This window comes from Amycolatopsis sp. DG1A-15b, from assembly GCF_030285645.1.
In the GTDB taxonomy this organism is placed as follows: Bacteria; Actinomycetota; Actinomycetes; order Mycobacteriales; family Pseudonocardiaceae; genus Amycolatopsis.
Window position 1 is genome coordinate 9067700 of record NZ_CP127296.1, and the last position, 13586, is coordinate 9081285.

The window sequence follows — 13586 nt, forward strand, 5'->3', positions numbered from 1 at the left end:
GGTGGATCGCCGTGACCGCCGTCGCGGTCGCCGCCGTCACCGGGGCGCTGCTCTGGCTGTTCCTGGCCTGGTCCGGACGGCCGGACGCGCCGGTCCGGATCGACGCGGTCAAGACGGCGTTCGGCGTCGGCGCGGCCGCGGGCGGCGTGTTCGCGCTGTGGCTCGCGACGCGCCGCCAGCGCACGCTGGAGCTGCAGCTGGCCGAGACGACCCGCGTCGCGTCCGTCACCGAACGGGACCTGGAGGAGCGGCGGGTCACCGAGCTGTACACGAAGGCCGTCGAGCAGCTGGGCAGCGAGAAGGCTCCGGTCCGGCTCGGCGGGCTGTACGCGCTGGAGCGGCTCGGGCAGGACAACCCGAAGCAGCGCCAGACGATCGTGAACGTGCTGTGCGCCTACCTGCGGATGCCCTTCCAGAGCCCGAAAAAGGGCATCCGCGGCGCGGACGCGGTCCGGCGCGCGGACGAGGACGCCGACTACGACGCCGCCGAGCTTCAGGTCCGCCTCGCCGCGCAGGAACTGCTGAAGACCCACCTCGCGGCGGACCACCCGGCGTTCTGGCCGGGCATGTCGATCGACCTGCAGCGCGCGAACCTGGTCGACTTCCGCCTCAGCGGCTGCGAGGTGGCGGTGGCGGACTTCAGCCACGCGACGTTCATCGGCTCGGTGCACATGCGGGGGACGACCTTCGCACAGAAGACCGGCTTCTACGGCACCCGCTTCACCGAGCTGGCGAACTTCGACCGGTCGGTTTTCGCCGCAGGCGCGTACTTCTCCTGGGCGCGCTTCGAGGGCGTTGCCCGCTTCGCGCGGACGCGGTCGGAGGGTGGCATGCGGTTCCACCACACCACGTTCGCCGCCGAGGTCGTGTTCGAGCACAGCAAGCACGAGTTCGACCTGGAAGGCGCGACGTTCGCGGTCGAGCCGGAGCTTCCTCAGACCGGCACCAAGTAGAGCTCCTGCGTCCCGAGTGTCGGGGCGTCGAGCGTCCAGTGCGCGAGCGCGTCCGGCGGCGGGACCGGCAACCGCCGGAGCACCAGGTCGGGCCGGCGTGGCCGGACGCCGAAGTCGAAGAACGCGTAATCGACTCGCAGCGCCGCGCGGACCCACCGGTTCCCGGCGCCGCGGGCTTCGATGGCCGCGGGAAGCAGGCCCCGGTCGGCGAAGACGTCGACGATCGCGCACTCGCACGTGTAGGCCAGCACGCCGATCTCCCCGGCGCTGCCGATCACACGCGACCCGGCCAGCGCGCGGAGGTCGCGGCCGATCTCGGTGTACTTCGCCGTCGAGGCGTAGTTGGACGTCAGCGGCGCGAACTCGCGCGGCAGTCCCGGGGCCGCGTACGCGACCACGGAAGCGGCCACCAGCGCGAGCACTCCGCCGACGGCGAGCCGGCCCGAAGCCCACGCGCAGAGGAAGACCGTCGCCGTCGTGATGCCCGGGCCGTAGTACCAGTGGTACGGCGGGACGTTCAGCAGCACGTACGTCCCGTGGTACAGCGCCCCGCCCAAGGCCAAGAGCGCGAACGGCCGCAGCTCGGGCGACCGCCGGACGGCGAGCGGCACCACCGCCGTCGGCAGGAACGACAGCACGGTCGTCCACAACGCGGTCCGGGCGTAGAAGAGCGGGCCGTTGCCGAAATCCCAGTCGCCCCACGTCCGTTGCGCGCCCTGCAGCGTCTTGATGACGACCGTGTCGGGCACCGCCGCGCCGAGCACGACCCAGCTGAAGGCGAACCACGGCAGGGCGACCAGCACGGCCCCGAGCACGGCACGTCCGGAGCGCACGCAGAACCCCAGGACGAACGCGAAGATCAGCAGGTCCAGCCGCACGAGCGCGAGGGCGCCCGCCGCAAGACCGAAGGCCAGGGGCCGCCGCTCGACGGCGAACACCGTCAGCCACCCGAGCACCGCCGCACCGAGCGCGACCTCCAGCCCGATCGACGACAGCAGCAGCGGGTTCACCGTCAGCGCCGCGAACGTCAGCGCGGGGAACCAGCGCGGCAAGGCGGTGCCGAGCCGGCGCAGGGCCAGGACGAGCGCGACCTGGCACAGGACGTACAGCACCCCGGCCGCGAAGACGGCGTCACGCACCACGAACGTCAACGCCGCCAAGGCGAGGACGTTCGCCGGTGATGTCGCGGAGTTCGACGTCGCGTCGGCCAGCAGGCCCCAGTGCCCGTGGAACGCCAGGTTCCGCGCGTAGGACAGCGTGATGAACGTGTCGTCGACGAGGTGCGGCCGGGCCAGCAGGAACACCACCGCCGACACGCACGCCGTGGCCGCCGGCAGCCGCAGGCGAAGGTTGTCCGTCGTCCGGACCTGCTCCATGATCACGACCGGAAGTGGCCGTCCGGTTCGCGGAAGTTGCGCGCAACATCCGGACCGGTGCCGGCCACTGAGAGGTGTGACCAGCCAAGCGACGGGGGCGCCGGTGGGTGACCGGACACTGTGGAACCGGGCGTCCGAAGGCGACGAAGTGGCCTTCAGCGAGCTCTTCGAACGCCATGCGGAGGCCGTCTGGAACCACGCCTACCGCCTGACGGGCTCGTGGAGCGCGGCCGAGGACCTGACCTCGAACACCTTCCTGACCGCCTGGCGCCGCCGCGCCGACGTCACGCTGGTGCGAGACAGCGCCCTGCCGTGGCTCTACACGGTCGCCGCCAATGCGGCCCGGGACGAATACCGCGGGGTGCGAAGACGGCTACGGCTGCTGCGGAAGATCCCGGACCCGCCGGTGGTGTCCGACCACGCTGACGCGGTGGCCGAGCGGCTCGACGGCGAGCAGCGGCTGCGCGAGATCGTCGAGGCCGTCCGGACGCTGCCGAAGGCGCAGCGGGAGGTCGTCGAGCTGTGCCTGCTCGGTGACGTGAGCGTCGCCGACGCGGCCGCGTTGCTGACGGTCGCCGAGGTCACCGTCCGCGCCCACCTGTCCCGGGCCCGCGCACGACTGCGTACGTTGCTGAAGGAGGCAGGGAAATGAGCGACGGCCTGAATTTGCCGCCCCGGCGTGAGCTGCCCGACGACGTCCGCATGCGGCTGCGCGCCGAAGTCCGCCAAAGCATCGCGAAGCGCCGCCCGGCGCACGTCTGGTACGTCGCCGCCGCGGCCGTCGTCGTGCTGGCCGCGGGCGCGATCGTGGCGACGCAGGTGATCCGGCAGCAGCCCGTGGCCGGTCCCGCGCCGGAACCGCCGCCGAGCGAGGACGTCCCCAACCCCCTCACCCTCGACGTGCAGGTGGCGACCTCGTCCCTGGACCGCTGCTGGGCTGCGGTGCAGGCGGCGGGCAAGGCGGACCGCGTGCCCCCGCGCGAGGAATGGGTCCCGCTGTTCACGACCGTCCTGCAGCCGGATTCGGTGGTCGCGGCGACCGCCGCCGGCAAGCCGATGTTCTGTGAGACCACCGACACGACCGTGACGTTGTCCGACCCGGAAGCCACGCCCGCCTACGCCCCGGACACGCGCACGGGGCTGCTGCTGCACAGCGCGACCGGGATGGTCGGCGGAATCCTCGCCCCCGATGGGGAGGGGCTGTTTCTCGATTCGCGAACCGAGGACGGCGAGAACCAGTCGCAGACCATCTACTTCTCGCCGGTCACCCGCCAGTTCGTCGGGGTGACCCGGAGCGCCCCGGCGCGGACGACGCTCACCATCGGCAAGCCGATGCAACCGGACGCGAAGACGCTGCCCGCGGCGCCGCCGCCCCTGCTTTCGGTCGTCGACCGGCCGGTGACCACCGACCGGACGTCCACCGCGGGCCGGGCGCTGGGCGACTGCCTGGCGGCGGCGGAGGTCGAGGCGATCCCCGATGCCGCGGCGTACGCGCCGGGGCCGCTGCTCGAGACGGACGAGTACCGGGTGGTCCTGGGCCGCCACGGCGACCGGTTCGTGGTGTGCACGACCGAGCCCGACTACCGGCGGCCGGGGAAGACGCGGGTCCGGGCCTTCGACAACGGCTCCGGACCGCAGACGCCGCCGGTGCGCCCTTTGGTGGTCGACACCCTGGGCCATCCCCAGACGGGTGCCCCGCCGGGGAAGGCCCTCCGTCCGTTCGCCGCGGCCCTGCCCGTGACGGCGACGACGGCGATCGTCGACTTCGGGGGCGGGACGAGCCCCGAGGCCCACGTCGTGGACGGCATGGTCGTCGTGTGGGCCCCCGCGAACATCAAGATCGACCCGGAAACGAAGGTCCACGTGGTGGCGCGGGACGCGCGGGGCGCGGTCGTCTACGACGGGACGTTGCCGCTGGTCTGAGGGCGCAGCCAGCCGGAGGCGTTCGCGCGCAGGGCCCGCTCGTAGGAGCCGGTGACGTCGAACCCCTCCGGCAGGTTGCCGGTCAGCTCCAGCGACACCAGGCCGTGCACGATGGCCCAGCAGCCGACCGCGACCGTCTCGGGCGGGACGTCGAGGAAGACGCCGTCGGCGATGGCGCGGCGGATGATCCGTTCGAGGGGCTTGAGCGTTTCGCGGGCGAGCTTCTCGGCGTCCTCGTTCGGCTCGAACCCGGGCACCGACTTGGTGAACATGATCCCGTAGAGGTGCGGGTCGGCCAGCGCGCTCGTGCGGTAGGCGCTGCCGAGGGCGACGAGGTCCTCGACGGCGTCGCCGGTCAGCGGCGTCCCGGCCATCCGGGCGCCGAAGCGGCGGAAGCCCTCGGTGTACAGGGCGTTCACCAGATCGGGTTTGCTGCCGAACAGCGAGTACACGGCGGTGGTCGACGTCCCGGCGTCGGCGGCCAGCTTGCGCAGGGAGAGCGCCTTGGGTCCGTCGGCCGCGAGCAGCTCGCCGGCCCGGTCGAGCAGCTTGAGCCGGAGCGCCTCGTCGTGCGTGCGTGGTCGCGCCATGTACGCAGCGTATCGGAACGGTGTTATAGAAGGCCAGCGCGGGAATTTGACCTGGAGTGCACTCCAGGTCGTACTGTCGGGCCATGAGCTACTCGATAGCGGAAGCCGCGCGACGTAGCGGACTGTCCATCGACACCCTCCGGTACTACGAGCGCATCAAACTGCTCGACCCGCCCGCACGCGACACCGCGGGCCGCCGGGCCTATTCCGACGATGACCTGAACTGGCTGGGTTTCCTGACCAAGCTGCGCACCACCGGGATGCCCATCAAGAGCATGCGCGAGTACGCGTCGCTGCGCCGTCACGGTGTCGCGAGCGCGGGCCGCCGCAAGGCCCTGCTGGTGGAGCAGCGCCGGTCGGTCGCCGAGCGGATCGCGGAGCTGCAGGGCTGTCTCGACATCCTCGACTACAAGATCGAAAACTACGCCCAGGTCGAGCGCAAGGTGCTCGGCGTGGAACCCGGTATGGAGGAGATTTCCGCGTGAAGAACAGGAAGCTGGGCGGCCTGGAAGTCGGCGCCCAGGGGCTCGGCTGCATGGGGATGAGCCAGGCCTACGGCGTCCGCGACAACGACGAGGAGTCGATCGCGACCATCCACCGCGCGCTCGAGCTCGGTGTGACGCTGCTCGACACGGCGAACGTCTACGCCAACGGCGTCAACGAGGAGCTGGTCGGCCGCGCGATCGCCGGCCGCCGCGACGAGGTCGTGCTCGCGACGAAGTTCGGCATCGTGTGGAACGATGGGGCGATGGGCGCTCGTGGTGACGCCGAGTACGTGAAGCAGTCGTGCGACGAGTCGCTGCGCCGCCTCGGCGTCGACCACATCGACCTCTACTACCAGCACCGCGTCGACCCGGACACGCCGATCGAAGAGACCTGGGGTGCGCTGGCTTCGCTGGTGGAGGCCGGGAAGATCCGGTACGCCGGGATTTCCGAGGCGAGCGCGGCGACGATCCGGGCCGCGCACGCGGTGCACCCGGTGACGGCGTTGCAGAGCGAGTGGTCGCTGTGGACGCGGGGGATCGAAGGCGAAATCCTGGACACGTGCCGGGAGCTCGGCATCGGGATCGTCCCGTTTTCGCCGCTGGGCCGCGGTTTCCTGACGGGCGCGGTGACGTCGGTCGCCGACTTGCCGGAGGACGACATGCGCCGCGGCCTGCCGCGCTTCGCCGAGGGCAACTTCGAGCGGAACATGGCGATCGTCGAGGCCCTGCGCGAGCTGGCCGCATCGAAGGGCGTGACCGCGGGCCAGCTGGCGCTGGCGTGGGTCCAGTCCCAGGGCGAGGACGTGGTGCCGATCCCGGGCACCAAGCGCCGCAAGTACCTCGAGGAGAACGTGGCGGCGGCTTCACTGGAGCTGACCGCGGACGACCTGGCCGCCATCGCGGCAGCCGCACCGGCCGACGCGATCGCGGGAGAGCGCTACCCCGAGCGCCTCGCCCGCGCCGCCGGGAAGTGACCACGGAACACGCGAGTTACGGCTCTGATCACGCGGCTTACGCGGCGGATCACGCGAGTTCCGGCTTCGGTCACCAGCCGCAGGCAGGAAGTAACTTACTTCTGAGGCTTTTCTGAGATCTCCGGAGCAGGCTCGGCGCCGATCATGCGGTCGGTGCCGAGCCCCAGGAGGTCGTCGTGGCGGAGGAAGTGCTCGATTATCTGGTCGTCGGGGCCGGGCCGGCGGGGTTGCAGCTGGGGCAGCACCTCGGCCACGCCGGGCACCGGTACCTGGTGCTGGAAGCCGGTTCCGCGCCCGGGCACTTCTTCGAGACCTTCCCCCGGCACCGGACCCTCATCTCCATCAACAAGAAGCACACCGGGTACAGCGACCCGGAGCTGCGCATGCGGATGGACTGGAACTCCATCCTCGCCGACGGCGACGACGACCAGCTCGTCTTCACCGGCTACAGCGACAAGCTCTTCCCGGACGCCCCGGACTTCCTCCGCTACGTGGCCGACTACGCGGCGAAGCACAAAGTGAACGTCCGCTACGACACCCGGGTGACGCGCATCCGCCGCGAGCAGGAGAGCTTCGTCCTCACCGCGGGTGACGAGGAATTCAAAGCACGCTGGCTGATCATGGCCACCGGCGTCACCAAGCCGTACATCCCGCAGTTCCCCGGCGTCGAGCTGATCGACCAGTACGTGGACGTCGACGTCGACCCGAAGAGCTTCACCGGCCAGCGCGTCCTCGTGCTGGGCAAGGGGAACTCGGCGTTCGAGACCGCGGACAACCTCATCGAGACGGCCGCGGTCGTGCACGTCGGCGGGCCGCGGCCGGTGAAGCTGGCCTGGCGCACGCACTTCGTCGGCCACCTCCGCGCGTACAACGCCGGCATCCTCGACATGTACCAGCTGAAGCTCCAGCACGCGATCCTCGACGGCGACGTGCGCGAAGTCCGCAAGGACGCCGACGGCTACCACGTCAAGTTCGCCTTCGCCCGCGCCGACGAGGTGATCAAGGAGATCCGCTACGACCGCGTGATCGGCTGCACCGGCTTCCGCTTCGACGCGTCGCTGTTCGACGAGGACTGCCGCCCGGAGCTGACCATCAACGACCGCTTCCCGGCGCAGACCCCGGACTGGGAGTCGGTGAACGTGCCCGGCCTCTACTTCGCCGGCACGATCACGCAGGTCCGCGACTTCAAGAAGGCCACCAGCGCGTTCATCCACGGCTTCCGCTACGGCGTCCGCGCACTCGCCAAGGTCCTGAACGAGCGCCACCACGGCACGCCGTGGCCGAGCGTCGAGCTGCCCGCCAAACCGGACGCGCTGACCGGCGCGGTGATCACCCGAATCAACCGGACTTCCGCGCTGTACCAGCAGTTCGGCTTCCTCGGCGACGTCCTGGTCGTGGACGGCGACACCGCCCGCTACCTCGAAGAGGTGCCGGTCGACCGCGTTCTCCAGGACCCGCCGGCCGACGCCTACGTCGTCACCCTCGACTACGGTCCCGACCACGACAAGATCGACCCGTTCGACTTCGTCGCGCGCGCCGCCCAGGACAAGGCGAACGACTCCGGCGAAGGCCACTACCTGCACCCGATCGTCCGGCACTACCGTCGCGGCGAGCTGGTCGCGACCCACCACGTCACCGAGAACCTCGAGAACGAGTGGGACAAAGAGGTGCACGTCGAGCCGCTGACCGCGTTCTTCACGCGGGAGCTCTGATGCGCACGATCGCGGAGTTCGAGGCGGCGGCCCGTGGCCGCCTCGACCCGGTCCACTACGACTACTTCGCGGGCGGCGCGCAGGACGAGATCACCTTGCGCGAGAACGAAACGGCGTTCCAGGAACTGCGGCTGGTGCCCCGGGTGCTGCGCGGCAGCGACAAACGGGACCTGAGCATCGAGCTGCTCGGGACGCCGTCCTCGATGCCGATCCTCGTCGCGCCCACGGCGTTCCACCGGCTGGCGCACCCCGACGGCGAGCTCGCCACCGCGCGGGCGGCGGCGCGGGCGGGCACGATCATGGTCGTCAGCATGGCCGCGACCACGGCGATCGAGGACATCGCCGCGGCGGCCCGCGAGGCCGCGCCGGACCCGGGCCTGTGGTTCCAGCTCTACCTGCAGCCGGACCTGGAGTTCACCGAGGCGATCGTGCGCCGCGCCGAAGCCGCGGGCGTGAAGGCGTTCGTCGTCACCGTCGACTCGCCCGTGCTCGGCCGCCGCGAACGCGACGACCGCAACGCCTTCCACGACCTGCCGCCGGGGCTGGCCGTGGAAAACCTCCGCAACCTGGGGGAAAACCGCAGCGGTGGCAACGCGAGCCATGTCCGCGAGATCGTCATGTCGGCCGGGCTGAACTGGGACCACATCGCGTGGCTCCGAGGCAGGACCAAGCTCCCCGTGCTGATCAAGGGCGTGCTCCACGCCGAGGACGCGCGGCTGGCCGTGCACCACGGCGTCGCCGGGATCGTCGTGTCCAACCACGGCGGCCGCCAGCTCGACACCGTGCCCGCCACCATCGACGTGCTCCCCGAGATCGCGGCGGCGGTCGGAGGTGCGCTGCCGGTGCTGCTGGACGGCGGGATCCGCCGCGGCACCGACGTCGTCAAGGCGCTCGCCCTGGGCGCGGACGCCGTCGGCGTCGGCCGCCCGATCGTGTGGGGGCTGGCGGCGGGCGGCCGCGAAGGCGTCTCCGAGGTCCTGGACCTGCTGCGGGACGACTTCGATCAGGCCCTCGCGCTGTGCGGCGGGCGGCACCCGGCCGACCTCACCCCGGACCAGGTGCGGCGGTGATCGGCAAGGTGCTGGCCGCCGCGGCGGCGGTGTCCGCGCCGGTCTGGCTGCCACAACGTGTCGTGGCGCTGCGGATGAAGATCTTCGCGCTGGTCAACGGCCAGGACGCGGTGACGATCCCCGGCCCGCAGGTCGGCGCCGGGGACTTCAAGCGCGTCTACGCCGACCCGGCGGCGAACGGCCGCAGCCGCGGCGCCGCCCTGTCCGACCTGTTCTGGTACTGGCTCGCGCCCGGGCCCCAGGTGCACCAGGAGCACCTCGAGGCCGGGCCGCGCTACGACGCCGTCGCCAAGTGCACCCGGCACATCCTGATCCGGTCCAAAAAGGACTCCGAGGAGCTGGGCGGGCGGGTGGCCGCGCACGTCCTCGACGGCGTCGAGCCCGGCCTCGTCCGGCTGCGCGACGTGATGATGCCGATCTGGGCCGAGCTGTACCACGAGCTGGTGTTCGAGGAGCCGTGCCCGCCCGAGGCGCGCGACCTCATCGTCGGGCACGCCGACGACGTCGTCTCGGCGCTCAAGTGCGTGCGGCCGCGGAACATGCGCCGCCGGGCCCGGCTGACGAAGTACCTGCGACGGCGCCTCGCCGACGTCCCGCACCCGCTGCCGGAGCCCCTGACCCCGGAAGAGCAGGCCTACTACCTGCAGGGGACGTTCTTCAACACCGCCGTCGTGCAGATGTCCGAGGCGATGGCGCACCTGCTGATGATCATCGCGAAGTCGCCGGACACCCAGCGGCGGCTCGCCGCGCACCCGGACGACGACGCCTACCTCGACCGCGTCATCGACGACGGCCTCCGCCGGTTCCCGCTGTTCGGCATCGCGCACCGGATCTCCACCGCCGACATCGAGGTGGCGGACCTGACCATCCCGGCGGGAACGGTGCTGTGCTTCAGCTACCCGGCCTACGCCGCCCAGTCCGAAAAGGACGATTTCATCCCCTTCGGTGTCGCGCAGAACCGCGCCTGCCCGGCGCGGGGGCTCGCGCCGCCGACCATGCGGGTCGTGACGCGGGAAGTGCTGCGCCGCTTCAGCCTCGCCTCGACGGCCGCCCACACGCGCTCGATCCCCAACCGCGGCCCGGTGCTGCTCACGCCCCGCGGGGGCCGCCACCGGCGCGCACCCCTGGTGTGGCTCGCGGTCCGCGACCGCTGGGAAGACGTCTGGCGCAGCTTCGCCCAGCTCGTGTTCGGCACGTACATGGTCCTCGACGCCCGTCGCCAAGCCCTGTGTTCGACCTATTTCACCGGAGGCAACCGATGAGCCCGTCCGAAGCGGCGCCCACGTTCTTCCTCGCCGTCGTGGCCATCCTCGTGGTGGTCCGGCTGGTCTGCATGGTCGCGGTCAAGCTCGGCCAGCCACCGGTGGTCGGGGAGATGATCGCCGGGGTGCTCCTCGGCCCCTCGCTGTTCGGGCTGCTGCTGCCGGACGTCCAGGCGGCGCTGTTCCCGGACGCGATCCGGTCGCTGCTCTACGTCGGCGGCCAGATCGGCCTGGTCATCTACATGTTCGGGGCCGGCTACGAGTTCAACCTGAACAGCATCATGCAGTCGCGGAAGTCGGTCGCGGCGATCTCGTCGGCCGGGACGCTGGTCCCGCTGGCGCTCGGGGTCGGCGTCGCCATCCTGGGCACCTCGTGGGTCGGCATCGGCAAGGAAGGCGTATCGCTGGTGACCTCGGCCGCGTTCGTCGGGGTGGCGGTGGCGATCACCGCCTTCCCGATGATGGTCCGGATCATCACCGAACGCGGGATCGGGGGGACCCGGTTCGGCTCGCTGGCGCTGGCCTGCGGCGCGCTCGACGACGTCCTCGCGTGGCTGCTGCTGGCGGTCGTGCTGGGGATGCACGCCGGGTCGCTGGGGCCGATCGCGCTCGCCCTCGGCGGCGGGCTGCTCTTCGCGCTGCTGGTGTTCATCGTCGGGCGGCGCCTGCTGACCCGGGTGATGGGCAGCGAGCGGATGAGCGTCGACCAGCGGGTGCTCATCACCGCGATGACGTTGTTCGCGGCCGCCTGGTTCACCGACACCATCGGGCTGTACGCGGTGTTCGGCGCGTTCACCGTCGGGGTGGCGTTCCCGCGCTGCGCGGCCTCCGACGCCGTGCTCGCGAAGATCATGCCGATCGGGTCGATCGTGTTCGTTCCGCTGTTCTTCACCTACTCCGGCCTGAACACCCGGTTCGCGTTGCTCGCCGACCCGAAGCTGCTCGCCTTCGCGCTGCTGACGGTGGCGGTCGCGATCATCGGCAAACTGGGCGCGTCCTGGGGCGCGGCGCGGCTGGCGGGGGAGCCGCCGGCGATCGCCACGCGCGTCGGCGTGCTGGTCAACGCCCGCGGGCTGATGCAGCTGATCGCGCTCAACGTCGGGCTCGCCGCCGGGATCGTCTCGCCGGCGTTGTTCACCGTGCTGGTGCTCGTCGCGCTGGTCACCACGATCATGACCGCGCCGGTGCTGGCCTGGCTCGACCGGCGGGATGCCCGCAAGGGGAGCACCGAGCTGCTCCTGACGGTCGAGCCCGTTCCGGTGACCGGGAAAAGTTGATTCTTCAAGTTCGGAAATAACTGTCAAGATGGATCGGTGCGCGACGGGGTGGCGAAACCGAGAGTGCTGCTGGTCGAAGACGACCGGGAACTGGCGGGCATGCTGGGCGAGCTGCTCGCGGACGAGGGCTACGAAACCGAAGCGGCGCACGACGGCCAGCGGGGCCTGCACCTCGGGCTCACCGGGCACTACGACGTGATGGTCATCGACCGCCGGCTCCCGGTGCTCGACGGGCTCGAGCTGCTGCGGCGGCTGCGGGCCCGGGCGGTGACCACGCGGGTCCTGGTGCTCTCGGCGCTGGGGGAGGTGGCCGACCGCGTGGCGGGTCTCGACGCCGGCGCGGACGACTACCTCGTCAAGCCGTTCGAGGCCGAGGAACTGCTGGCGCGGCTGCGCGCGCTGGGCCGCCGTGACCTCGAAGGCGCCGAGTGCCTGCCGCTGGGCACGGCGGCCCTCGACCTGCAGCGCCACGAAGTCGTGCTGCCGCGTGGCGAGCGGATCACGCTGTCGGGGCGGGAGTTCGAGCTGCTGCGGACGCTGGCGCAGCGGCCCAAGGCGATCCACCCGCGCGCGGCGCTGCGCACCCGGGTGTTCGCCGACTCGACCGGTGAGTCCATTGTGGATACTTACGTGTACTACCTGCGGCGCAAGCTCGGCCGGGACGTCGTGCGGACGGTGCACGGCCTGGGGTACCAGATCGGCGTGGTATGAGTCCCGCCCCCGAGGAGCGGGCCCTGCGGCGGGCGCGGTGGGTGATCACCGCGCAGATCGCCGTGGTGGTGTCGCTGCTCGTGGCCGTCGCGGGCGCGATCGCGTACGGGATCCTGCTGTCCGGCCAGCACGCCGACGCGGACCGGCTGCTGGCCAGGACGATCCAGCTCGGTCCCGGCGCGACCCCGCCGGGCTGCGTCTGGCTGTTCACCCCGGGGGCGCACGCGCCCGCGGGCCCGCCGCCGCCGGGAATGCCGATCGCGGAGCTGGACGCGTTCGTGCCGTCGCCCGGCGACGTCTACACCGAGCGAAGGTCGATCGGCGGGATGACGCACACGATCCGGGTGGAGAACCGCGGCGGCGCCGTCTCCCAGGCGTTCTTCGAGGAGCGGTACCAGGTCCAGGACCGCGCGTCGCTGGTGTCCGGGCTCGGCGTCGCCGAGGTGCTCGCGCTGCTGGCGGCCCTGGGGTGCGGGCGGGTGCTGGCCCGCCGGGCGATCCGGCCGCTGGAGGACGCCTTGCGGCGGCAGCGGACGTTCGTCGCGGACGCGTCCCACGAACTGCGTGCCCCGCTGACCCGGCTGCACACGCGCGCGCAGCTGCTCGCCCGGCGGTCGTCCGGGCGGGACGCGGCGGAACTCGACCAGCTGGTGCGCGGTACGCGGGAGCTCGGCGAGGTCGTCGAAGACCTGCTGCTCTCCGCGCAGGCGTGCGGCGAACGGCCGTCGCTGGAGCTGGTCGAGCTGGGGGTGCTGGCCGAGGAAGCGGTGGCGGCCGAAGCGGTGCGGGCGGAGGAGGGCCAGGTCCGGCTGGCGGTGACGCGGGAGCGGCGCCCGTACGTCGTCCAGGGCGTGCCGACGGCGTTGCGCCGGGTGCTGTCGGCGTTGCTGGACAACGCACTCGGCCACACGCCGCCGGGCGGCTCGATCGAGGTGTGGCTCGGCGTCCCCGACGAGCGGCACGTGGAGCTGCGGGTCCGCGACACCGGGGTCGGCTTCCCCACCACCGACGCGGACCGCATCTTCGAGCGGTTCGCCCGCGGCTCCGACGGCGACGGCCGCCGCTTCGGCCTGGGCCTGGCCCTGGTCCGCGAAGTGGTGACGGGCCACGGCGGCACGATCGCGGCCGCGGCCCGCCCCGGAGCCGGAGCCACGTTCACCCTCCGCCTCCTCCGCGCCGACCCCTCGTGATCAGGCAGCCGACACGCGTGATTCGAGGGTCGACTCGCGTGATCGGAGCGACGACACGGCGAG

General features: G+C 71.7%; 13 protein-coding genes. 11 read left to right on the forward strand and 2 right to left on the reverse strand.

The annotated features are described in order from the left end of the window. The first annotated feature begins 11 nt into the window (after positions 1 to 11). Entirely contained in the window at positions 12 to 953 is a 942-nt protein-coding gene (locus QRY02_RS42110; protein WP_285988262.1) for a pentapeptide repeat-containing protein, read from the forward strand. Here the strand turns inward: QRY02_RS42110 and QRY02_RS42115 are convergent. Beyond that, on the reverse strand, positions 935 to 2329 hold the full coding sequence (locus QRY02_RS42115) for a hypothetical protein (protein ID WP_285988263.1): 1395 nt from the start codon (positions 2327 to 2329) through the stop codon (positions 935 to 937). The two genes, QRY02_RS42110 and QRY02_RS42115, sit on opposite strands and share 19 nt — an antisense overlap. A 76-nt stretch (positions 2330 to 2405) precedes the next feature. Here QRY02_RS42115 and QRY02_RS42120 point away from each other — a divergent pair, with 76 nt between their 5' ends. After that, entirely contained in the window at positions 2406 to 2981 is a 576-nt protein-coding gene (locus QRY02_RS42120) for an RNA polymerase sigma factor (protein WP_387053374.1), read from the forward strand. Then, positions 2978 to 4252: a hypothetical protein gene (locus QRY02_RS42125; RefSeq protein ID WP_285988265.1), complete on the forward strand. Its 1275-nt coding sequence runs from the start codon at positions 2978 to 2980 to the stop codon at positions 4250 to 4252. Before QRY02_RS42120 ends, QRY02_RS42125 begins: the two co-directional genes overlap by 4 nt. Here the strand turns inward: QRY02_RS42125 and QRY02_RS42130 are convergent. Then, entirely contained in the window at positions 4225 to 4842 is a 618-nt protein-coding gene (locus QRY02_RS42130) for a TetR/AcrR family transcriptional regulator (protein ID WP_285988266.1), read from the reverse strand. The two genes, QRY02_RS42125 and QRY02_RS42130, sit on opposite strands and share 28 nt — an antisense overlap. An 83-nt stretch (positions 4843 to 4925) precedes the next feature. Between QRY02_RS42130 and QRY02_RS42135 the strand changes: the two genes are divergently transcribed. The 8 genes from QRY02_RS42135 to QRY02_RS42170 all read left to right on the forward strand — a co-directional run bounded on the left by QRY02_RS42135 (position 4926) and on the right by QRY02_RS42170 (position 13523). Beyond that, positions 4926 to 5327 (forward strand): MerR family transcriptional regulator, encoded by a 402-nt coding sequence (locus tag QRY02_RS42135; protein WP_013222802.1) that lies wholly within the window; start codon positions 4926 to 4928, stop codon positions 5325 to 5327. A gap of 50 nt (positions 5328 to 5377) precedes the next feature. Continuing rightward, a complete protein-coding gene (locus tag QRY02_RS42140) occupies positions 5378 to 6301 on the forward strand; it encodes an aldo/keto reductase (protein ID WP_285994079.1) in 924 nt (307 codons plus the stop codon). Between the two features lie 176 nt (positions 6302 to 6477). Then, the gene (locus QRY02_RS42145; protein ID WP_285988267.1) at positions 6478 to 8013 is read left to right on the forward strand and encodes an NAD(P)-binding domain-containing protein; all 1536 of its coding nucleotides are present in this window, start codon (positions 6478 to 6480) and stop codon (positions 8011 to 8013) included. Continuing rightward, positions 8013 to 9083, forward strand: a complete 1071-nt coding sequence (locus QRY02_RS42150; RefSeq protein WP_285988268.1) for an alpha-hydroxy acid oxidase — start codon at positions 8013 to 8015, stop codon at positions 9081 to 9083. The genes QRY02_RS42145 and QRY02_RS42150 overlap by 1 nt, the downstream gene beginning before the upstream one ends. Further along, complete coding sequence (locus QRY02_RS42155) at positions 9080 to 10345, forward strand: cytochrome P450 family protein (RefSeq protein WP_285988269.1); 1266 nt, start codon at positions 9080 to 9082, stop codon at positions 10343 to 10345. Before QRY02_RS42150 ends, QRY02_RS42155 begins: the two co-directional genes overlap by 4 nt. Then, complete coding sequence (locus QRY02_RS42160; protein WP_285988270.1) at positions 10342 to 11622, forward strand: cation:proton antiporter; 1281 nt, start codon at positions 10342 to 10344, stop codon at positions 11620 to 11622. Before QRY02_RS42155 ends, QRY02_RS42160 begins: the two co-directional genes overlap by 4 nt. Positions 11623 to 11685: 63 nt before the next feature. Beyond that, positions 11686 to 12333, forward strand: coding sequence for a response regulator transcription factor (locus QRY02_RS42165; RefSeq protein ID WP_013222808.1), 648 nt, complete (start codon positions 11686 to 11688; stop codon positions 12331 to 12333). Beyond that, positions 12330 to 13523, forward strand: coding sequence for a sensor histidine kinase (locus QRY02_RS42170; protein WP_285988271.1), 1194 nt, complete (start codon positions 12330 to 12332; stop codon positions 13521 to 13523). The genes QRY02_RS42165 and QRY02_RS42170 overlap by 4 nt, the downstream gene beginning before the upstream one ends. The last annotated feature ends 63 nt before the right edge of the window (positions 13524 to 13586 follow it).